Origin of the sequence: Neptunomonas qingdaonensis (assembly GCF_900113275.1) — a bacterium.
GTDB lineage: Bacteria > Pseudomonadota > Gammaproteobacteria > Pseudomonadales > Balneatricaceae > Neptunomonas > Neptunomonas qingdaonensis.
Genome location: NZ_FOOU01000006.1, coordinates 138,059 through 161,340 on the forward strand (window position 1 = coordinate 138,059; position 23,282 = coordinate 161,340).

Consider the following 23,282-nt stretch of genomic DNA (forward strand, 5'->3'; position numbering starts at 1 on the left):
AAATAGAAAAAGGGGCCGAAGCCCCTTTCATTATAAAATAACAAAGTCATCCAAGATCGTTAGCTAAAAAGAACCAGGTATCCAAAACCGAATCAGGATTCAGCGAAACACTACTGATCCCCTGATCCATCAACCATTTAGCCAGATCCGGATGATCCGAAGGCCCTTGCCCACAAATCCCTATGTATTTATCTTTGGCTTTACATGCGTCGATCGCCATACTCAGCAGCTTTTTAACTGCATCATTACGTTCATCAAAGAGATGAGCGATAACGCCAGAGTCCCTGTCCAGGCCGAGCGTCAACTGCGTCAGATCGTTTGATCCAATCGAGAAACCATCGAAATACTCTAAGAACTCATCAGCCAATAATGCATTTGAAGGAATTTCACACATCATAATCAGACGTAGACCATTTTCACCACGTCTTAAGCCATTATCAGACAACAATTCAACAACATGCTTAGCTTCCCCAACGGTCCGAACAAACGGAATCATGATTTCTACGTTGGTAAGGCGCATTTCATCACGCACTTTTTTAAGTGCCCGGCATTCAAGTTCAAAACAATCACGGAATGATTCAGAGATATATCGTGACGCCCCTCTGAATCCAAGCATCGGATTTTCTTCACCAGGCTCGTATTGATCACCACCAATAAGATGGCCATATTCATTCGATTTGAAATCAGACATCCTGACAATAACTTTTTTGGGGTAAAAAGCAGCAGCCAGCGTCGCGATTCCTTCTACTAATTTTTCTATATAGAAGTTAATGGGCCCATCATATCCTGCAATACGACGCTCAATCACCTGACGTACTTCAGGAGATTGATCGTCCAGATTGAGTAACGCTTTTGGGTGTACGCCTATCATTCGGTTAATGATAAATTCCAAACGAGCCAACCCCACACCGGCATTAGGCAGCGACTGGAAATCAAAAGCACGATCCGGATTACCTACGTTCATCATAATATCAAACGGTAAACTAGGCATTGAGTCGACACTATTTGTCTGATGCTCAAAGTTCAGACGCCCTTCATAGGCTCGCCCGGTATCACCTTCAGCACAGGAAACAGTCACAACCTGAGCATCTCGCAATATTTCAGTCGCATCACCACAACCTACAATCGCAGGAATCCCTAACTCACGCGCAATAATAGCTGCATGGCAAGTTCGGCCACCGCGATTAGTGACAATGGCAGCAGCGCGCTTCATGACGGGCTCCCAATCCGGATCGGTCATATCGGTTACTAACACTTCACCCGGTTGGACTTTCGACATTTCAGAAACATGGGAGATCAAACGCACGGGGCCGGAACCTATCCGGTGACCGATTGAACGCCCTTCAACAAGAATTTTGCCTTTTTCTTTCAACAGATAACGTTCAATCACATTACCGTTATCACGGCTTCGTACTGTTTCAGGCCTTGCCTGAACAACATAGAGTTGTCCGTCATCACCATCTTTTGCCCACTCGATATCCATCGGGCGACCATAATGATTCTCAATGGTAACGGCAATCTCTGCGAGTGTTTGTACATCATCGTCATTAATAGAAAAACGATGACGATCTTTAACGTCTACTGCAACCGTCTCAACAGCCTTAGTCGTACTACCGTCCCCGGCATATATCATCTTGATCGCCTTTGAACCTAATGTACGACGAAGAATAGAGGGGATTTTCTGTTTCAATGTGGGCTTGTAGACATAGAACTCATCGGGGTTAACCGCCCCCTGAACAATCGTTTCACCCAAACCATATGCGGCGGTAATAAACACCACATGGCTAAAGCCGGACTCAGTATCCATTGAAAACATAACACCTGAGGCGCCCGTATCACTGCGCACCATACGCTGCACACCGGCAGACAAAGCGACTTCGCTATGTGCAAAATGATGATGATCACGATAAGAGATAGCGCGATCATTATAAAGTGATGCAAATACCTCTTTAATCGCTTGCTTAACCTGATCTAACCCGCGGATATTAAGAAAAGTTTCCTGCTGGCCGGCAAAAGACGCTTCCGGAAGGTCTTCAGCGGTTGCAGAGGAGCGAACAGCGACTGCCATACTCGCGTTATCAGCAGTCATCTCGGCAAAAGCAGATTCAATAGCGGTATTCAGCTCCGGTTGAAATTCTGCATCGAGAATCCATTGCCGAATTTCAGCACCGGTTGCTGCCAGCGCCACCACATCATCAATATTTAATTGGGTCAGCGCTGTATTTATTTTTTCATTTAAACCACTGAAGCTTAAAAAGTCGCGAAACGCCTCTGCTGTCGTCGCAAAACCACCAGGAACCTTGACTCCAGCATCACTTAACTGACTTATCATCTCTCCCAAAGATGCATTTTTGCCACCGACTTTATCAACATCTCCCATACCCGCCTGCTCAAGACGCAATACGTAATTATGCAAAGCTGTTCTCTCCTGCTGTCTAACGGTCACGCTGCTAGTTTTTATTATTTCAGCGTCAGATGACGACAGCGTACGTTAATTTCAAAAAAATAAAAAAAAACAGTAAACGAATTTAATCGTTTTTCCCTTTTTCGGGAACATGACCAACAAACGTATAAAAATCTGTTTCAAGTTTATTTGCAAGATGATTCTGATGGTTCATCTTTAATAAGGCTATCACACTTTCGGCTGTACACAGCCCTCTTGCTATCTGGTTACGACGCAGCTTGAATAATGAGCCTTCAGATGGCGCTAATGTAATCCTGGGAAGGTCTGTAAGATATGGGCTCCTATTGAAAATTTTTCGTGCTTCCTGCCACGTACTATCGATAATGATGAAACTGGCTTCATCAGCAGAATCTTGCCAACCTAGCTCCAAGCTAACGGCCGATTCCGCCAGCCGTTCAGAGCTTACCGGATCAGAGAAACTTTGCCGAGCGCTCTCTTGCCCAGAGCTGTTTTGCTCTGGATAGAGTAAAAACACACCACCCTTTGCTATTCGCTTCAACAGCGCTGCGTCAGGATTGACTCTATCCCAAATGATCCGCGTCACATTTAAACCTGGCTGTAACAAGACCAACAGGCCTGTATTCGTCTTTTTAAAACGCTCTTTCTGGTGGGTCAACAAAATAATATGCATTGATTTTTCAACTCGGACGTAGCAGCTGGATCTAACCAAACCAGATGGTTAAAATCATAACATATTTCAACAACGTTCAACCTAATCCAGTCATACATCTTAACGACTTGGCTGCTACTTAGCTGCTACCTACCTCCGACTTCTTGCTGTTGTGGCTGATCATACTTGCTATAATCGTCGCCTGACTACACAACGAGAACTTCATGAAGCGAACTGTATTTTTTATTTCTGATGGGACAGGCATAACAGCTGAAGCATTAGGTGACAGCCTTCTGGCGCAATTTGAAGAGATAGAGTTTGAAAAAATAACTCTTCCTTATATCAACACACCAGAAAAGGCGGCTGAAGCGCTAAAGGCCATCACCGCTGCAGGTATTAAAGACGGACTCAGACCCGTATTGATAGATACCATTGTTAATGATGAGATTCGGCAAATTTTAGATAGTTGTGATACGTTAAAAATAGATGTGTTTTCAACCTTTATAAAACCACTTGAGCACGAATTCTGTACCCACTCTTCTTATTCTGTCGGTAAGTCACATGCTATTGTTGAAGCCAGTAGCTATAGAGAGCGGATTAACTCAGTCAATTTCGCACTTGAAAATGACGACGGCGCACGCACCAAACAATACAGCAAGGCTGATATCATTCTGGTGGGTGTTTCACGTTGTGGCAAAACACCGACCTGCTTATACATGGCCTTACAATTTGGAATCCGCGCTGCCAACTACCCACTCACGGAAGATGACCTGACTCATAACGGCCTGCCTGAATGTTTGCTGCCGTATAAAGAAAAACTTTATGGCTTGACCATTGACCCATTCCAGCTCACGGCTATACGACATGAACGCCGCCCCAACAGCCGCTACTCTTCACTTGACCAGTGTGACAAGGAGATCAGGTTTGTTGAACGCCTGTTTGCTTCGCAACAAATCCCGTTCATTAACACCACTACTTTTTCAATTGAAGAGATTTCAACCCGCATCATGGCTGACCGTGGTTTACATCGTCGTCTGAATAATTAATTTTATAACTCTGCCTTTACTAACGTGTATGACATGTCATCAAGAAATAAGCGAATTGAAGGATAGAGGTTATATTCTTGTAATCTGACCATTAGAGGCAAAGTGCTGTGCTATTATTTTTATTGATGGCTATTCGGCATAATTGGAGTGAAGTATGAAAGAGCGTGTCTTTGATGTTGCCCTTAAGCACCCTATCTGGGTCTTGCTGGCCAGTATCATTTTGGTTGTCGCTGCCGCTGCAGGTGCAAAGAACCTGGTTTTCAAAAGTGATTACCGTGTATTTTTCAGTGAAGAAAACCCACAGTTAACCGCTTTCGAAAGCATGCAGAAAATTTACAGCAAAAGTGATAATGTTGCTTTTATAATCGCGCCCAAAGAAGGCAGTGTGTTTACACCAAAGCGATTAGCGGCCATCCACGAACTCACTCTGCAATCCTGGCAAGTCCCTTACTCGACACGTGTCGACTCCATTACCAACTTTCAAAACACCGTAGCAGAAGATGATGACCTCATTGTTGAAGATTTGGTGCTGGATCCTGCAACATTAGCTCAAGCAGATATGCCCAGACTGAAAGAACTTGCCACCAATGACCCCCTTATGCGAAGCAAGTTGATATCACCTGAAGGCCATGTCTCCGTAGTCAACATTACCATCCAACTACCCGGTATTAATCCCGTAGCCGAGGTGCCTGAAGTCGTCAACAAGATAAGAGAATTAAAAACTCAGTTTATAACAGCCAACCCAGACATCGACCTATACCTATCCGGTTTAATAATGATGAATAACAGTTTTGCTGAGGCATCGCAAAACGATTTCACAACACTCGTGCCACTCATGTTCCTTATTGTTGTAGTCGCTATTATATTCCTCCTCCGCACTTTTAGCGGAGCTCTGGCAACCATCGTTATTATTATTTTTACAATCATAAGCACGATGGGCTTGGCTGGCTGGACAGGATTCTATTTAACGGGCCCCTCCATCAGTACACCAACCGTAATTATGACGCTAGCTGTCGCCGACTGTGTTCATATATTAGCTACCTTTTTTTACGAACTACGACAAGGAGAAGAAAAAAGCAAAGCATTAAGAACAAGCTTACGTATCAATTTCAGCCCAATCTTTCTGACTAGCGTTACGACTGCGATAGGATTTTTGAGCATGAATTTTTCTGACTCTCCTCCTTTTCGCGATCTTGGAAATATGGTTGCTGCTGGAGTCATGATTGCTTTCATTTTATCCATTACACTTTTCCCCGCTTTATTGATGCTACTACCAATTAAAATTAAACCTCAAAAAGAAAACAAAAGTGTGCTAATGGACAAATTGTCTGCTTTTATTATCTCGAACAGGACCACCTTACTTCCAAGCATGACAGTTATCATTCTTGCTACGGTAGTATTCGTACCTTTTAATAAGCTTAACGATGACTTTGTTAAATACTTCGATAAGACCGTCCCATTCCGCCAAGCGACTGACTTCATGCAAGACAATCTTTCTGGCCTTACCTCGATTGAGATCTCTATCAATACAGGACAATCCAGTGGTATCAATGCCCCAGCGTACCTCAAGACTTTAGATAATTTTAGTGGGTGGTTAAGAGCTCAGCCAGAAACTGATCATGTAAGCACATTGACTGATATTGTTAAGCGCCTGAACAAAAATATGCATGGCGATGATCCTGCCTTCTATACACTACCAGCCAATCGTGAATTAGCAGCCCAATACCTTTTGCTTTATGAATTGTCGCTTCCCTATGGTCTAGATCTCAACAACCAATTAAATGTCGACAAATCTTCATCACGTATTATTGGCACCTTTAAAAACCTGACGAGCAACGAACAAATCAAACTCGAAGAGCGACTTTATAAATGGTTTGAAGACAATGCGCCGCAATACACCGTTCAAATTGCCAGCCCAACTCTGATGTTTGCTCATATTGGTCAACGTAATATTCAGAGCATGCTGATAGGCATCACCTTTGCACTGATATTGATTTCTGCTTTATTAGGTATCGCGTTAAAGTCTGTACGTTATGGGATGATTAGCTTATTACCCAATTTGGCACCCGCTGCAATGGGCTTTGGAATCTGGTATTTTATTGATGGGCAAGTAGGATTAGCATTATCGGTCGTTGCTGGTATGACAATGGGTATCGTTGTCGATGACACTGTGCACTTTCTCAGCAAATACCGCCATGCTCGTATTGATAAAGGAAAGAGTACCGAGGACGCCGTTCGTTATGCTTTTGCCAGTGTTGGACGTGCTTTATGGATAACCACCCTGGTTTTGGTCGCCGGCTTTATGGTGCTGGCTCAATCGAGCTTTAAGATTAATGCAGATATGGGGCTTCTTACCGCAATCACTATATTGATCGCGCTGATTGTCGACTTCCTCTTCCTGCCCCCACTATTAATGAAGCTCGACAACACCGCTGTAATCGAAACAACTAAGGAGAAATAGATGAAACTCTGCCCAAAACCACTTACTTGTATTCTCTCCGCCTTACTACTCGGGTCAGCTTCCTTTACTTTTGCCGAAACGGCAGAAGAAAAAGGTTTAGCCATTGCTCAACAAACGAAAGAAAGTGATAAAGGCTGGGGGGATATGGAAGCCCAAATGACTATGGTATTACGTAACGGCCAAGGACAGGAAAGTATCCGGGAGATCCGTTTAAAATCACTTGAACAAGAAGCAGATGGCGATAAAAGTTTGAGTATTTTTGATAAGCCCCTGGACGTAAAAGGCACCGCTTTTTTAAGCTTTTCACACCCTGTAGGAGCCGATGACCAGTGGCTGTACTTACCTGCATTAAAGCGAGTAAAGCGTATTGCCTCGCGCAACAAGTCTGGCCCCTTCATGGGATCGGAGTTTGCTTATGAAGACCTAACATCTTTTGAAATAGAGAAATACACCTACAAGTATTTGCGTGACGAGCCTTGCGGTACTGAGCAGTGCTATGTTGTTGAACAATACCCTGTCGATGAGTTTTCGGGGTACACTCGACGTGTCACCTGGATTGATCAAAGTGAAAACAGGCTACATAAAATTGACTTTTTCGACCGTAAAGATGCGCCACTGAAAACACTGACCTATGCTGACTATCAGCAATACGAAGGTAAGCACTGGCGCCCAGACCTGATGAAAATGGTTAATCATCAAACCAATAAAAATACCGACCTTATATGGACGAATTATCAGTTCAAAAGCGGTTTAAGTGATGCCGACTTTAACAAAAACTCATTAAAACGGGCACAATAATATGTCTTTACTACGAAGCTCTCATGTCCAACATGGCATTAAATTAACCAGCATGGGGCTGATACTGGCATGTAGCTCTCAGGTTCATGCCAGTGCAGAATTTGAAGCTTCGGGTAAAGTCACTGCCGAATTAAGACTGTTTTCTGAAAACCCACAGTACGCAGATCAGTATCAGGATGCGAATCTGTCTATAGCAGTGGAACCTGATTTTTTCTGGCAATGGAACGACGCGTTAGACTCTTTGAGCTTTAAGCCATTTTTTCGGCTAGATCAACATGACAATGAAAGAACCCACGCTGATATACGAGAGCTCAGCTGGGTACATCAAGGGGATGATTGGGAGCTACGAAGCGGAATACGAAAAGTATTCTGGGGAGTCACTGAGTTTCAGCACCTTGTCGATGTGATCAACCAAAGCGATGGCATCGAAGATATTGATGGTGAAGATAAACTAGGACAGCCCATGATCAACCTCTCTCTGGTAAAATCCTGGGGTATTGTGGATCTTTACTTACTACCGGGTTTTCGGGAGCAAACCTTTCCGGGAAAGAAAGGACGTCTGCGCTCCAGCCTCGTAGTTGATACTGATCAAGCACAGTTTGAAGCCGGCAATGAAGCAATGCACACGGATTTAGCCATACGCTGGAGCCAGTCAGTTGGTGATTTCGATCTGGGAGCGCATTGGTTCCGAGGAACCAATAGAGATCCTATTTTAGAGATGGGAATGAAAGGCTCTGAAATGGTTCTAGTTCCCTACTATGAGCAAATGAACCAAGTCGGATTTGATCTGCAGGCGACGATTGAAAGCTGGCTGTGGAAAGCTGAAACTATTTGGCGCAATAGTGAATCGGATACCTACTGGGCAGCACAAGCGGGTTTTGAATATACTTTCTATGGCATACAAGAAAGCTATGCAGACTTAGGTGTATTATTAGAATATGGCTGGGATCAGCGCGGCAAAAAAACAAAAGCCATTTTTCAAAATGACATTTCTGTCGGCGCACGATTGGCACTGAATGATACAGCAAGCACAGAATTGCTGGCCGGCGTGATTTATGATGTGGATTACGGCAGCACCAGCTTACAATTAGAGGCTAGCCGCCGGCTTGGCGACAAGTGGAAAATTACACTGGATGGTAGGTTCTTCTCCGCAGATGATAGTGCGGATATGATGTCTTCGATGGATAAAGATGACCATATTCAGATAGGTGTAGAGCGTTATTTCTAGTAGATTGACGTATCATTACATGGCCAGCATATTAGTTATTCATATCACGCATAAGCTATTAGCTGGCTGGGTTAGCACTGATAATCTGGCACTCATCATCTGACATATTTCTGAAACGGTGTGGCTGCGAACTTTTAAAATAATAGCCATCTCCGGCTTTTAATGTGTAAATATCCTGACCTACCGTGAGCTCTATTTCGCCTTTGATAATTACCCCCCCCTCTTCTCCCTCATGCTGCAACATGTCGGTACCGGTATCAGCACCAGGCGGGTAGTATTCACGCATTATATTAGTCGTACGCTCTTTTACCGTTGCTCCAATTAAAAGCAATTTAACGTTATCCGTGCCAACGTCTGGCTGTTCGTCTCGCCGAAAGACCACTTTATCTGGCGCGGCCTCATCCGTGAAAAAATCACCAATCGAAATGGGCACACACGCTAAGATTTTTTTAAGAGAGCTTACTGAAGGGCTTACGCCATTTTTTTCTATCATCGATATCGTACTATTAGTGACACCAGCACGCTTCGCCAGCTCACGCTGGGAAATCCCTTTAAGTTTACGTATCTGTTTTAATCTCTCACCTACATCCACACCAATATCCTGTTTTAATTACGTTTATTGAATTATAACAAATATTTAACCGCACAATAAAAAACTGGCTACTGACTGATAAAAATCAGTAACCAGTTGCACAGTCAATACATTACAACTCGCGCAAACAGCGCTCCATAATATCCAACCCCTCTTCGATTAATGTATTGGAAGCGGTTAATGGAACCAGAACACGAATTGTATTCGCGAAAGTACCACAAGAAAGTAATAACAAACCATTGGCTGTTGCTTTAGCGACTAACTGTTTTGCCAAGTCAGGATTTGGATGACCACTCTCATCAAACAGCTCACATGCCACCATACCACCTGCCGCACGGATGTGATCGATAGATGTTAAACCCGTTTCTTTCATCGCCAAAAAGCGAGAGGTAATTAATTGACCGATCTCATTACTACGCTCAATCAGACCTTCTTCTTCAATCACCTCTATCGTCGCTAATGCTGCGGCACAAGCCATTGGGCTACCACCATAAGTACTACCGATACTGCCAGGACCCGGGACATCCATCAGCTCAGCTTTACCAACCAACGCAGAAAGCGTCATCCCGCCTGCCAGGCTCTTTGCCATGCAAATAAGATCAGGAATCACACCGGTATGCTCAACCGCAAACATTTTACCCGTTCGCGCGAAACCAGACTGCACTTCATCAACAATCATCAGAATACCGTGCTCATCACACAGAGCCCCTAATGCTTGCATAAACTCAGCCGGTGCCTGATAGAACCCACCTTCGCCTTGAACAGGTTCAATAATGATTGCCGCTACACGACCAGGATCAACATCAGTTTTCAGTAAGTTTTTTACGGCATTTAATGAGTCATCCGCTGAAACACCATAGTACGCATTAGGATAAGGCGCATGGTAAACCTCTGCAGGGAAAGGACCGAATCCCTGTTTGTAAGGTACGACTTTGCCCGTTAATGCCATACCCATCATCGTACGGCCATGAAATGCACCATTAAATGCGATAACCGCAGAGCGCCCTGTTGCCGCACGAGCCACTTTTACTGCGTTCTCAACCGCTTCTGCCCCAGTATTGAGCAACAGTGTTTTTTTCGCATGGTCGCCCGGCGTAATCGTATTCAGCTTTTCAGCTAACGCAATGTAGGGTTCATATGGCATAACATGAAAACAAGTATGCATGAGCTTGTGTAACTGCGCTTCAACAGCTGCTACAACTTTTGGGTGCAGATGCCCGATATTTAAGACACCAATACCGCCAGCAAAGTCGATATATCGCTTACCTTCAACATCCCACACTTCTGCATTTACGGCTTTTTCTGCATAAAACTGAGTGATATTCGCCGCTCCGCGAGCCACCGAATTTTCACGGCGAGCTTGCATCTCTTTATTCGTTGTCATTCCAGGCTTTCCTATTAATTAATGCCACCCAGCAAGGTGTATTTCATTTCAAGATATTCATCGATGCCGTAACGCGAGCCCTCGCGGCCGATACCGGACTCTTTCACACCACCAAAAGGAGCTACTTCGGTAGACAATACGCCTTCATTGACAGCAACCATGCCGTACTCAAGCCCTTCTGATACACGCCATACACGACCCAGATCATTGGCATAGAAGTAAGCAGCTAAGCCATATTCCGTATCATTAGCCATCGCTATCGCTTCTTCTTCGGTATCAAAACGAAAAACCGGTGCGATAGGGCCAAATATCTCTTCACGAGCAACGCGCATTTTATTCGTCACATCAGCAATGATGGTCGGCTGATAAAAAGTGCCGCCGAGATCATGCTCCTGGCCGCCACACATCAGACGTGCCCCTTTTTGAACCGCATCGTCCAGCAACTCGGATACTTTATTAATAGCCGCCTGATTAATCATGGGTCCCTGATCAAACGTCCCATGAAGTCCATGACCGACTGTCAACTTGCGAACAGCTTCACTGAATTTTTCAATAAAAGTATCGTAAACACTGGACTGCACCAGAATACGATTAGCACACACACAGGTTTGCCCGGCATTTCTGAATTTCGAAATAATCGCACCCTGTACCGCTTTGTCCAGATTGGCATCGTCAAAAACGATCAGTGGTGCGTTACCACCCAACTCCAAAGACATTTTCTTAACCGTATCCGCACACTGCCGCATCAACTGCTTACCGACCGCAGTAGAACCCGTAAATGACAACTTTCGTATAACCGGGCTATCTGTTAGTACACGCCCGACAACCGCAGGCTGGGCGGTAGTCACGACATTAATAACACCTTTAGGAATACCGGCACGCTCTGCCAGCACCATTAGCGCCAGAGCAGACAATGGCGTATCTTCAGCAGGCTTAAGTACCATAGTGCAACCTGCCGCCAATGCGGGTGCGCATTTTCGTGTAATCATGGCATTCGGAAAATTCCACGGAGTCACTGCAGCAACAACACCAATCGGCTCACGGCTAACCATAATTCGCTTATCCGCTGCTTGTGCAGGAATCAGATCACCATAAACACGCTTACCTTCTTCGGCATACCACTCTACAAATGACGCACCATATAAAACCTCACCTGCCGCTTCCGATAACGGCTTCCCTTGCTCTGCTGTCATCAGCTGAGCAAGGTCATCTTTTGCATCCACAATAAGATCAAACCAGCGGCGTAATATCAAAGCACGCTCTTTTGCTGTTTTCGCTTTCCATAATGGAAATGCTTTTTCAGCAGCAGCAATTGCCTGCTGCGTTTCCTGTACACGCATATCAGGCACTTCAGCTATTTGCTGACCCGTTGCAGGATCAAGAACCGGCATTGTCTGACCACTTAACGCACTCAGCCACTCACCGTTTATATAGGCCTGCATTTTAAGCAAGCTGGGATCTTTAAGTGATAACATCTATTAACCTCTTTGAATAACACCTTGATTACAAAGAATTTCTATTTCTGTTGAATCCATACCTAAAATAGATTCGAGAACATGCGCGCTGTGTTCTCCAAGAACAGGGGGAGCCTGATGATAAGTAATTGGCGTCTTAGAAAATTTCACAGGATTAGCAACAGAGGGGACTACTCCTGCATCACGGTGTGACAATGAAACTTTCATCTCACGATGTTTAACCTGCGGCTCTTCAAAGACCTGCCCAATGGTATTGATTGGCCCACATGGAACACCCACATCTGATAACTTTTCCATCCATTGCTGCGTGGTATGCTGCTGCATCAATGGCAACAAAAGCGGGATGAGAACCGCGCGATTCTCGACGCGCTTTTGATTAGTGATAAATAAAGCATCAGAAGAAAGTTCAGGTTGACCGGCCACTTCACAAAAACGCTTAAACTGCTGATCATTGCCCACCGCCACAATAATGTGACCATCAATGGTTGGGAACGCCTGATACGGGACAATATTGGGATGTGCATTTCCCAACCGTCCGGGAGATTGGCCAGAAGCAAGGAAATTCATCGCCTGATTAGCTAAGGTGGCGACTTGCACATCAAGCAATGCCAGATCAATATATTGGCCTACACCGCTTTCTTCCCGATGCAGTAATGCCGCCTGAACCGCGTTAGCGGCATAAAGACCCGTCATCACATCAACTAAAGCCACACCCACCTTCATTGGCATGCCATCTGGCTCGCCCGTAACACTCATCAAGCCGCCCATGCCCTGAATCATGAAATCATAACCGGCACGGTGTGCGTCAGGTCCATTCTGTCCAAAGCCCGTTATAGAGCAATAAACCAGACGAGGATTCAGGACTTTAAGTGAATCATAATCAAGTCCATAGCGCTTGAGCCCACCTACTTTGTAGTTCTCAAGCACAACATCAGACACTTTTACCAGTTCGCGAATAATCGCCTGGCCTTCGGCTTTAGCCATATCGACGGCAACCGACTGCTTTCCACGATTTGCTGCATGGAAATAAGCGGCCTCCGAGGTTTCAGCCTCGCTCCCTTGTATAAAAGGCGGCCCCCAACCACGCGTGTCATCGCCGTTTCCGGGACGTTCGATTTTAATCACTTCGGCACCGAAGTCGGCCAGCATCTGACCGGCCCAGGGACCTGCCAGAATACGACTCAAATCCAGTACCCGGATGTGAGATAAAGCGCCACTCATCAGAAAAAGGCCTGTAAGCCAGTCTGCGCACGACCCAGAATCAAAGCATGTATGTCATGCGTGCCTTCATAGGTATTGACTGCTTCCAGATTCATCACGTGACGGATCACATGGAACTCATCAGCAATACCATTACCGCCGTGCATATCACGTGCAACACGGGCGATTTCCAGTGCCTTGCCACAGTTATTACGTTTCATCAGTGAGATCAATTCAACCGGACAGTTACCGGCATCCATCATCTGCCCCATACGCAAACAGCCCTGTAGCCCGATAGAGATTTCAGTCTGCATATCTGCCAATTTTTTCTGTACCAATTGCGTTTGTGCTAAAGGACGACCAAATTGCTTACGATCCAAGGTGTATTGGCGAGCGGCCTGCCAACAGAACTCAGCAGCGCCTAACGCCCCCCATGAAATACCGAAACGCGCTTTATTCAAACAGCCGAACGGACCCGCCAATCCAGAAACATTTGGCAGTAGATTTTCATCAGGTACAAACACGTCTTCCATAACGATCTCACCGGTGATCGATGCCCGTAGTGAAAACTTACCTTCAATTTTTGGTGCTGACAGACCTTTCATACCTTTCTCGAGCACAAAACCACGGATAACATCATCCAGCTTGGCCCAAACAACAAAAACGTGCGCAACCGGAGAGTTGGTAATCCACATTTTGCTGCCTTTCAGAAGGTAGCCACCATCAACCTTAGTTGCTCGGGTACGCATACCAGCAGGATCAGAACCCGCATCCGGTTCAGTTAAACCAAAGCAACCAATCCATTCACCACTGGCTAATTTTGGCAGATACTTTTGACGCTGCTCTTCGTTTCCATAAGCATAGATCGGATGCATAACCAAAGAAGACTGGACACTCATCGCTGAACGATAGCCGCTGTCAACTCGCTCGACTTCACGCGCTACCAAACCATAGCTAACATGGCTTGCACCCGCACCGCCGTATTCCTCCGGCAAAGTACTGCCCAACAGACCCAGCGCGCCCAGCTCTTTCATTATTTCTACATCAAACGTTTCATTTCGGTTCGCCATCAATACACGAGGCATTAACTGACCTTGCATATAATCACGCGCAGCATCGCGAATCATTCTTTCTTCATCGGTAATCTGCTGGTCTAACAGGAAAGGGTCTTCCCAAACAAAAGCTGCTTTACTCATGGTGATGGCCTCATCGTATTTATAATATTGACGTTGTGATCTTGTTTATCACTGCAGTTGTCAAAACTAACGGGATATTAATAGTAGATATTGTGCATTATTTTTTACAAATGCAATATATTGAAATCTTTTTTTTTACATGAAAAAAATACACATCTATCAATTAACTTAAAATATATTTTAAGACAGCACTTCAAAATATTGATTTTTAACAAATTTTAAACAGGAAGATCATAATAAAATGATAGGCAAACATTTACCCGATATATCGGCATATTCAGAGAGAGTTTAAAAAAAAAGGAAAAACAGGCAACAACAGATGTTGTTTATAGTTTACAGATAGTAATCCGTTAAGAAAAAATAGGCATAATAGCATGAGGTTCGCAACGACGCGTCCTTAGACGATATCCGGCAGCGAAGCCACATGTCACAACAAATATTTCCCTCATTAATAATGAATATTCAATTACTTATGAGTCAAATTTAATGCTAATCAAGAAGCATAGATCACTGTCAAAAAGTCATTCCAGCTCATCCATAAGTGAGCATGAAATTGCTTTTTCCGCATGTATAACTGTGGTATCAAACAATTTTATAGGTGTATCACTTTGCTGTAACAGCAGTCCTATCTCAGTGCACCCTAGAATAATAGCCTCGGCTCCCTGATCCACCAATTGATTCACGATACGCAAATATTCATTTTTTGATGCGACCTTCACATCACCCAAACACAACTCCTTATAAATAATGTCGTGCACTCGCTGTCGATCATCTCTGGCTGGTATCAAGACCTGCAAGCCAAACCGATCAGTCAAACGTCCTTTATAAAAATCCTGCTCCATCGTAAATTGCGTACCTAGCAGCCCTACACGTTTTACCCCTTGCTCAAGCAAAACCTCAGCGGTAGCGTCTGCAATATGAAGTATTGGGATTTCAAGAACCGCTTCAATTTCACCTGCAACCTTGTGCATCGTGTTTGTACAAATCAGCAAAAAATCCGCACCGCCAGCCTGCACACTCAGGGCTGCTTGCTTAAGAATATCAGCGGTTTGCGCCCAATCCCCTTTATGCTGGCACGCCTCTATTGGCTGAAAATCAACGCTATGCATTATAATTTTGGCAGAATGCAGTCCGCCCATATGCTGCTTCACTCCTTCATTGATTAGCCGGTAATACGTCACGGTACTTTCCCAGCTCATACCGCCTAACAGCCCGATGGTGCGCATAAATAACTCCTGAAAATGCTTATAAAACCCAATGACTAGACACAGCTATCACACATCTCTTCGATAACCCATTCTTTAAAAACGCGCATTCCATGCGTTAACATTCTGTGTTTCTGATGCACCAGATAAAACGACTTCTGAGTATCCAGCATAATATCAAAGGGCATAATCAGCTTCCCCTCTGTTATCTCTCGTGAAGAGAGAGTACTGTCCGCCAACGCGACACCTAGTCCTTCCTGAGCCGCAGCAGTTGCCAACTGACTGCTGGATAGCCGCAGTCCCCGACTAAAACCTACCGACTCAACCCCTGCCAAATGCAACCATTGCGGCCACTCATCAAGACGCTTACTGACGTGAATTAATGTATGCTGGCGAAGATCCTCCGGTTTAACTAAAGGTTTATCTTGAGTAATCAGCCCAGGAGAACACACCGGCACAAGAAACACATCACTTAAGAAATGTACATCGATATCATGCCAATCACCCTTACCAAAATAGACAGCCATATCTGTATTTGACCTATTAAAATCGATCAAACCCGTCGACGCAGTAATCTGCAACTCAACTTCCGGAAATTTTTTCTGAAACCGCTGCATTCTAGGCATCAGCCAGCGTGTCAGGAAATTTGGCGCAACGCTAATGGTTACAACATCTGTTTCCGGATTGGATTTCAGCCTTTGAGTGGCAATCTCAATTTCATCTAACGCATATCTAATCGATAGCAGATACTGCTCTCCCTGAGCCGTTAACTGTACCTTTCTCTTATTTCTTCTAAAAAGAATCACTCCTAAAAATTGCTCAAGTGTTTTAATTTGATGACTAACGGCTGATGCTGTAACCGAAAGCTCATCAGCAGCCAAAACAAAGCTCTCATTTCGGGCTGCTGACTCAAATACTCGTATTGCATTCAGAGGAGGCAAACGTCTCATAATGAAAAACCTATTGGTGAATTATTTTCATCATTCTGATGAAATTTGATCGTTTGTGCAACGCACTGCCAGACCTTAGTATAATCTCATCAACCAAAGCAACTCTCAAAGAGAAAACAGCATGAAAAACGATATTGAATTACACCTGGATACAGACGGAAACATTAATACGGCCTATTACATTCGCCAGGCTCGTCAATTACGCAGTGACTACATGGCTACTTTATTTACAGGAATGAAGAATAAATTCAAAGCCTTGTTTCAAATTCAGCTACCCGGCATTAATGCTGACCGACCCGCTCAGCATTAATAACAGACTATCGGGGCCATAACGGCCCCTGGCCTTTAAGTTACGACCTAGCCTTAAGATACATTAATCAACCGGTTTTTTTGTCTATACTATAAGTTAATGATCAAAGTTAATAATCAGCAACCAATAATTAACTTAACGGTAGGCATTTATGAAACAGGCTATCATTAGTGGAATCGGCCTATGGACACCCGAAAACAGCATCAGCAATGAAGAGCTAGTCACTGCTTATAATGCTTGGGCAACACAATTCAACAAGGATCACTTTACTGAAATTGAAGCTGGAGATATTTCAGCAAAAACACTTTCTACAGCAGAGTTCATTGAAAAAGCCTCAGGCATAAAAAGCCGTTATGCATATTGCAAAGAAGGCATTCTCGATGCCACACGCATGCGCCCGCTTATTCCATCCAGGCCTGATGATGAATTATCTGTACAAGCAGAAATAGCATTGTATGCCGCCAAACAGGCTTTACTTTCTGCGAATAAAACACCCGATCAAATAGATGCGGTTATTGTCGCCTGTTCCTATACACAACGCGCCTACCCGGCCATTGCAATAGAAGTACAAAATGCATTAGGCATCAACGGCTTTGGCTTCGATATGCAGGTAGCTTGCTCATCAGGAACCTTTGGCTTACATCGTGCTTACGAGATGATAATAGCCGGAACAGCACAGGGTGTATTGGTGATCAATCCCGAATTAACCTCTCCACAAGTGAATTATTGCGATAGAGATAGCCATTTCATTTTTGGCGATGTTGCTGTTGCCACTGTCATTGAATCCGCAGAAACGTGCCAATCTGAACACAGCTATGAAATTATCAGCACCAAAGCAGCAACTGTTTTTTCAAATAATATTCGATCTAACTTCGGCTATACCGCCAGAGTAAGCGATACAGACCCTTTCTCAATGGATGGGCTGTTCCATCAGAATGGCCGCAAAGTCTTCAAAGAAGTATGCCCTATGGCCGCCGAGCATATTACAGCGCATATAAGACAGCATGATCTACATATTGAAAACATCAGACGCTGGTGGCTGCACCAGGCCAATATCAATATGAACTTATTGATTACCCGCAAACTGCTGGGGCGAGATGCAACCGCTGATGAAGCACCTATTGTACTTGATAACTATGCAAACACGGCCTCGGCGGGATCACTCATTGCGTTTCAACAGAACCACGAAGATCTAGAATGTGGCGATTATGGCATCATCTGCTCTTTTGGGGCGGGATATTCGATTGGCAGCCTGCTAATCAGAAAGAGATAGCATTACCAGCAGACAGTCGGATGTAACACTGATCTACTGCGGAAAAGTCCGACAGCCCGCTAAACAAAAAAAACGCACTTCATCATGATGAAGTGCGTTTTTTTATAAAGCCAGTTAACTATTTTTTCTCTATTTCAGCCGCATTCTTCAACTGAGTAAGCAGCGACTGATACTCCTGCTGGCCAAAACGTGTGCCCAGGAATATAGCCATCGACTTTTTCTCATCATCAGTCAAGGCCACTTCCGGCAGATTGACTTTATTCAGCAGCACTACAGCAACGCTACCATCATCTAACTCTGTTGTGGAGGCAACAATGCGCCCCGCCTCAGGTTTAGCTAACGAGAACGCCAATGAGCGCACGGATTCAGGAAGATCATCTGAAGCCCGGGAGACCGCAGATAGCTGCACAACCTCAGCGCCAGCAGCGACCTCTGTCATCGCCTTTCCAGTGATTAGCTCACTCACCGCTTGCTGAGCTTTTGCCTCAAGCTCATCACCAGCAAGCTGTTCGATCAGCTCTTGCTTTAACATAGCAGCAACTTCATCAAAAGCTTGCACACGAGGCTCAAAATGAGTTTTTACGCGAACAACAACCGTTCGCTCTTTATCTAACTCGATAGGTGTACTGTTAATCCTTTCCTTAATCAGATCGTCACTGAACGCTGCCGCAACTACCTTCGCGTTCCGCGTAATATCCATCTCACCTCCGGCACGATCAAAGGGCCCACTCTCTTGAATAGCCAGCCCCATCACCTCAGCAGGCTCTATGAGATCGCCTGCGGAGAAAGTGATATCCGCCATTAGCTCAAGGCGTTCAACATAAATAGCTTCAACTTTCTGATCCAGAATGTCATCTGTCAGCTTGTATTTCATCTCAGCAAAATCAGGTAACTCTTTTTCTGATATGCCAGTCACTTTAATCAGGTGATAACCAAATTCAGTTCGTACCGGCTCAGATACTTCGTTCACCGCCAAGGCAAACATCGACTCTTCAAACGGGGCGGAGAAGACACCTTTTCCGTTAAGCCCTAAATCCCCTCCTGCCGCTGCTGAACCTAGATCGTCAGACTCACTCTTAGCCAATGCTTCAAACGCCTCACCAGCCTGGATACGCGCTTGCAGAGCCTGAATTTTCTTAAGCGCTGCCTCGTCATCCTGCTCAGCGGTTACTTCTACCAATATATGAGCAACTGCGCGCTGCTCTTCCGCCTGGTAAGATGCCAGGAACTGATCATATTGTGCTTTTAATTCTGCATCAGAAACTTCGACATTCTCACGCAAATCGTTCTTATCTAGCAGAATGTATTCAATCGCAACCTGTTCGAGCGTCGTTAATGTAGATTTCTCAGCTTCGTATTTTGCTCTTACATCTTCTTCTGAAACCTTAATATTTTTTTCAGCCGACGCTAAAGGCAATATGAAGTAACTGATATCACGGGTTTGTCGATCCAGTGCAACAATTCGATCCAACTCAGATGGAACGGCAAACGCTGATAACTGGTAAGCATTACGTTGCTGCTCTACCAGTCGCTCTTTTCTCAATAAATCTCTGTACATCAGAGGTGTAAAACCAGCGTTACGTAAAGCAGCTTCAAACTGATTGCGATTAAACTGGCCCTCCACCTGAAAATCCGGGGTATTAATAATCATCTGATCGATCATGCGATCAGAGATAATCATATTTTTATCTTCTGCCGCTAATAGCAGTGATTTTTGCTCAATCAGACTATCGAGTACCATCGCACTGATCAAACCATCATCCAGCAGCGCCGGATCGGCATCTTCACCCATCTGAGAAAGCAGTTGACGCCTCTGCAACTCTGTTGCCTGATAAAGCTCTTGCTGGGTTATCTCTTCACCATTGACTGTCGCCGGGGCATTTGACTCTGCGGTCAGACTAACTAAAGACTCAACTCCGAATAACGCAAAGGTAACAATAATTAAACCAACGATAACTTTAGCAACAATACTTTGCGAACTATCTCTGATGGATTGCAGCATGATTCACCTAAAACAAACCCTAAAATTAAAAAAAAAGCGCATTCGCCTGAATGCGCTTTTTATCGTGGCGGAACGGACGGGACTCGAACCCGCGACCCCCTGCGTGACAGGCAGGTATTCTAACCAGCTGAACTACCGCTCCTTAATCTGGACTATGATCTGACTCGATCAAATCCCTACTTATTTACTGCGTCTTTTAGCGCTTTACCAGGCTTGAAGTTTGGTAAAGTTGCAGCAGCAATCTCAATTGGGTTCCCTGTCTGAGGGTTACGACCAGTACGTGCCGCGCGCTCTTTTACAGAAAATGTACCAAAACCAACGAGTGCAACAGACTCACCTTTTTGCAATGAAGAAGTGACTGCTTCCAGCGCACCGTCTAATGCACGACCTGCAGCCGCCTTTGGAATATCAGCAGAAGCTGCAATAGCGTCGATTAATTCAGACTTGTTCACGATGTTCCCCTTTATCGAGTCGTTTATTATTTATGTTCTGTAGTCCCTGCTCAACACAAATATCCCGCACTTTATACCAATTGGCAGAATTAGGTGTCAAGTTCTCAACCCCTGATTCTGCCTATGTTTGGCATTAATGTGTGTTTATTTGTTCTGAAGCAGATTTAGCCGATTTTTTTTCAGTCGATGCAGGCTCATCTGGCTCATCTTCCAGCGGTTTAGGCTGGTATTTCAGCGCAATGTCAAGCACTTCATCGATCCATTTTACCGGTCTGATATCAAGATCAGCCTTTATATTATCAGGTATTTCTTTCAGGTCACGCTGATTTTCGTCAGGAATGATAACTGTTTTAATACCACCACGATGTGCTGCCAGTAATTTCTCTTTCAAACCACCAATAGGCATCACCTGACCACGCAGGTTTATTTCACCTGTCATAGCAACATCTGACTTAACCGGAATCTCAGTTAATGCCGACACCAGCGCCGTACACATACCAATACCCGCACTTGGACCATCTTTGGGTGTTGCGCCTTCAGGAACGTGAATATGCACATCCTGTTTCTCATGAAATGACGATGATATACCCAAGGCTTTAGCTCGACTTCTTACCACGGTAAGCGCCGCCTGGATAGATTCTTTCATGACATCACCCAAGCTACCCGTTGTAATCTGTCGCCCTTTACCAGGGACAACCGTCGCTTCTATGCTCAGCATATCGCCACCAACCTGAGTCCAGGCCAATCCGGTCACATGACCCACCAAGTCTTCCTCTTCCGCCAAACCAAAGCTGTGCTTTTTGACGCCGCTGTACTGCTCTAGATTTTCATCCGTGACAATAATTTGCTTATCAAGGTCACCCAACGCAACCGCCTTAATCACTTTACGACAGATCTTAGCAATTTCGCGCTCCAGCCCACGCACACCCGCTTCACGAGTATAGTAACGCACCAGACTAATAATAGCAGAATCTTCGATTTTCGCTTCTTTTTCCTTTAAGCCATTCTGCTTAATCTGCTTAGGAACCAGATATTTACGCGCTATATTTAACTTTTCATCTTCAGTGTAGCCAGGTATACGAATCAGCTCCATACGATCAAGCAATGGACCTGGTATATTCATTGAGTTTGACGTACAGACGAACATCACATCGGACAGGTCATAATCGACTTCCAGATAGTGATCGTTAAATGTCGAATTCTGCTCAGGATCAAGCACTTCGAGTAAAGCAGAAGCCGGATCACCACGCTGATCCATGCCCATTTTATCGATCTCATCCAATAAAAACAGTGGATTTTTCACACCGATTTTAGCCATTTTTTGAATAAGCTTGCCTGGCATAGACCCAATATAGGTACGGCGATGACCTCGTATTTCTGCTTCATCACGCACGCCACCCAAAGCCATGCGCACATATTTACGATTCGTCGCACGCGCAATTGAGCGACCCAGAGAAGTTTTACCTACACCGGGTGGGCCCACTAAACATAAAATAGGACCTTTCAGCTTTTTAACACGCTGCTGAACCGCAAGATACTCAAGAATACGCTCTTTTACTTCTGTCAAACCAAAATGATCTTCATCGAGAATCACTTCGGCACGCTTCATATCATGACGCACTTTAGAGCGCTTAGACCATGGAATCTGCAACATCCAATCGATATATCCGCGTACAACGGTTGCTTCAGCCGACATTGACGACATCATTTTAAGCTTGTTGAACTCGGCAATGGTTTTGTCATACGCCTCTTTCGGCATACCCGCTGCATCGATACGGTTTTTCAGCTCATCAATATCGCTCACACCGTTTTCGTCAAGATCTCCCAGCTCTTTCTGAATAGCTTTCATCTGCTCATTCAAATAGTACTCACGCTGGCTTTTTTCCATCTGCTTTTTAACACGGCCACGAATACGCTTTTCGACCTCAACAAGATCGATTTCTGCTTCCATCAGCGACATTAGATGTTCCAGACGCAAACGGCTATCGAGCATTTCAAGAATACTCTGCTTCTCATCAAGCTTGAGCGACATGTGCGCTGCAATCGTGTCGGACAAACGACCTATATCATCAATATTCTGCAACGACGACAGGACTTCTGAAGGAATTTTTTTGTTGATCTGAATAAAACGATCAAACTGCTCTAACGCAGTACGTTTATAGACTTCACTCTCTGCGGCGGTCAGGGTTTCTACTGGCAAGTTACTGATTTTCGCAGTGAAATAATTGCCCGAATCATCCAGCTCATCAATTTTAGCGCGATAATCCCCCTCAACCAGAACCTTGACGGTACCATCTGGCAATTTTAACATTTGCAAGACACTGGCTACTGTACCAATATCATGCAAATCACCGGCAACGGGCTCGTCATCAGAAGCATTTTTCTGGGCGATCAGTAAAATTTCTTTATTACCATCCATAGCGGCTTCGAGCGCTTCAATTGACTTTTCTCGACCGACAAACAGTGGAATGACCATGTGCGGGTACACAACCACATCACGTAACGGCAGGACGGGAAGCTCTACATTAATATTATCGGTAGCTTCAAACTGATCCATAATGGATATTGCCTCTCTGCAAGGCACCTATAACATCTAGGTGCGATATAAAAAACAGACACAATACTGTCTGAATAAG

18 protein-coding genes and 1 tRNA gene are annotated in these 23,282 nt (G+C 44.7%); 6 read left to right on the plus strand and 13 right to left on the minus strand.

Annotation, left to right across the window (positions count from 1 at the left end):
* Positions 1 to 46: 46 nt before the first annotated feature.
* Both ppsA and BM099_RS10635 read right to left on the minus strand, forming a co-directional pair.
* Complete coding sequence (gene ppsA / locus BM099_RS10630; protein WP_415860148.1) at positions 47 to 2,380, minus strand: phosphoenolpyruvate synthase; 2,334 nt, start codon at positions 2,378 to 2,380, stop codon at positions 47 to 49.
* A gap of 148 nt (positions 2,381 to 2,528) precedes the next feature.
* A complete protein-coding gene (locus tag BM099_RS10635) occupies positions 2,529 to 3,095 on the minus strand; it encodes a tRNA-uridine aminocarboxypropyltransferase (protein WP_090727813.1) in 567 nt (188 codons plus the stop codon).
* 203 nt (positions 3,096 to 3,298) lie between these two features.
* On the opposite strand from BM099_RS10635, the gene ppsR reads away from it, so the two are divergent.
* From ppsR to BM099_RS10655, 4 genes are all read left to right on the plus strand, one after another.
* Positions 3,299 to 4,120, plus strand: coding sequence for a posphoenolpyruvate synthetase regulatory kinase/phosphorylase PpsR (gene ppsR / locus BM099_RS10640; RefSeq protein WP_090727815.1), 822 nt, complete (start codon positions 3,299 to 3,301; stop codon positions 4,118 to 4,120).
* A gap of 154 nt (positions 4,121 to 4,274) precedes the next feature.
* On the plus strand, positions 4,275 to 6,581 hold the full coding sequence (locus BM099_RS10645; protein WP_090727818.1) for an efflux RND transporter permease subunit: 2,307 nt from the start codon (positions 4,275 to 4,277) through the stop codon (positions 6,579 to 6,581).
* Positions 6,582 to 7,379, plus strand: a complete 798-nt coding sequence (locus BM099_RS10650; RefSeq protein ID WP_090727820.1) for an outer membrane lipoprotein-sorting protein — start codon at positions 6,582 to 6,584, stop codon at positions 7,377 to 7,379. It begins immediately after the preceding gene.
* Position 7,380: 1 nt separating this feature from the next.
* A complete protein-coding gene (locus BM099_RS10655; RefSeq protein WP_198064197.1) occupies positions 7,381 to 8,607 on the plus strand; it encodes a hypothetical protein in 1,227 nt (408 codons plus the stop codon).
* A gap of 58 nt (positions 8,608 to 8,665) precedes the next feature.
* Here the strand turns inward: BM099_RS10655 and BM099_RS10660 are convergent, their stop codons facing one another.
* The 7 genes from BM099_RS10660 to gcvA form a co-directional block, all read right to left on the minus strand.
* Positions 8,666 to 9,199 carry a cupin domain-containing protein gene (locus BM099_RS10660; protein ID WP_090727823.1) on the minus strand — a complete coding sequence of 178 codons (534 nt, stop codon included), beginning with the start codon at positions 9,197 to 9,199 and terminating at the stop codon, positions 8,666 to 8,668.
* A gap of 112 nt (positions 9,200 to 9,311) precedes the next feature.
* Entirely contained in the window at positions 9,312 to 10,583 is a 1,272-nt protein-coding gene (gene gabT / locus BM099_RS10665) for a 4-aminobutyrate--2-oxoglutarate transaminase (RefSeq protein WP_090727826.1), read from the minus strand.
* Between the two features lie 14 nt (positions 10,584 to 10,597).
* Complete coding sequence (locus tag BM099_RS10670; RefSeq protein WP_090727829.1) at positions 10,598 to 12,058, minus strand: NAD-dependent succinate-semialdehyde dehydrogenase; 1,461 nt, start codon at positions 12,056 to 12,058, stop codon at positions 10,598 to 10,600.
* Between the two features lie 3 nt (positions 12,059 to 12,061).
* Entirely contained in the window at positions 12,062 to 13,279 is a 1,218-nt protein-coding gene (locus BM099_RS10675; RefSeq protein WP_090727832.1) for a CaiB/BaiF CoA transferase family protein, read from the minus strand.
* A complete protein-coding gene (locus tag BM099_RS10680; protein WP_090727835.1) occupies positions 13,279 to 14,454 on the minus strand; it encodes an acyl-CoA dehydrogenase in 1,176 nt (391 codons plus the stop codon). The genes BM099_RS10675 and BM099_RS10680 overlap by 1 nt, the downstream gene beginning before the upstream one ends.
* Positions 14,455 to 14,975: 521 nt before the next feature.
* Positions 14,976 to 15,680, minus strand: a complete 705-nt coding sequence (locus BM099_RS10685; RefSeq protein ID WP_090727837.1) for an aspartate/glutamate racemase family protein — start codon at positions 15,678 to 15,680, stop codon at positions 14,976 to 14,978.
* Between the two features lie 35 nt (positions 15,681 to 15,715).
* Entirely contained in the window at positions 15,716 to 16,609 is an 894-nt protein-coding gene (gcvA, locus tag BM099_RS10690; protein WP_090727839.1) for a transcriptional regulator GcvA, read from the minus strand.
* 121 nt (positions 16,610 to 16,730) lie between these two features.
* Here gcvA and BM099_RS10695 point away from each other — a divergent pair, with 121 nt between their 5' ends.
* Together BM099_RS10695 and BM099_RS10700 are read left to right on the plus strand one after the other, a co-directional pair.
* Positions 16,731 to 16,919: an RSP_7527 family protein gene (locus BM099_RS10695; RefSeq protein ID WP_090727842.1), complete on the plus strand. Its 189-nt coding sequence runs from the start codon at positions 16,731 to 16,733 to the stop codon at positions 16,917 to 16,919.
* A 151-nt stretch (positions 16,920 to 17,070) separates the two neighbouring features.
* A complete protein-coding gene (locus tag BM099_RS10700; RefSeq protein WP_090727845.1) occupies positions 17,071 to 18,192 on the plus strand; it encodes a beta-ketoacyl-ACP synthase III in 1,122 nt (373 codons plus the stop codon).
* Between the two features lie 118 nt (positions 18,193 to 18,310).
* Here the strand turns inward: BM099_RS10700 and BM099_RS10705 are convergent, their stop codons facing one another.
* The 4 genes from BM099_RS10705 to lon form a co-directional block, all read right to left on the minus strand.
* Positions 18,311 to 20,194, minus strand: a complete 1,884-nt coding sequence (locus BM099_RS10705) for a SurA N-terminal domain-containing protein (protein WP_090727847.1) — start codon at positions 20,192 to 20,194, stop codon at positions 18,311 to 18,313.
* Between the two features lie 65 nt (positions 20,195 to 20,259).
* Positions 20,260 to 20,336: transfer RNA gene (locus BM099_RS10710), tRNA-Asp, on the minus strand.
* A gap of 34 nt (positions 20,337 to 20,370) precedes the next feature.
* The gene (locus BM099_RS10715) at positions 20,371 to 20,646 is read right to left on the minus strand and encodes an HU family DNA-binding protein (protein ID WP_090727850.1); all 276 of its coding nucleotides are present in this window, start codon (positions 20,644 to 20,646) and stop codon (positions 20,371 to 20,373) included.
* A 133-nt stretch (positions 20,647 to 20,779) separates the two neighbouring features.
* Positions 20,780 to 23,203, minus strand: a complete 2,424-nt coding sequence (gene lon / locus BM099_RS10720) for an endopeptidase La (protein ID WP_090727853.1) — start codon at positions 23,201 to 23,203, stop codon at positions 20,780 to 20,782.
* Positions 23,204 to 23,282: the final 79 nt, after the last annotated feature.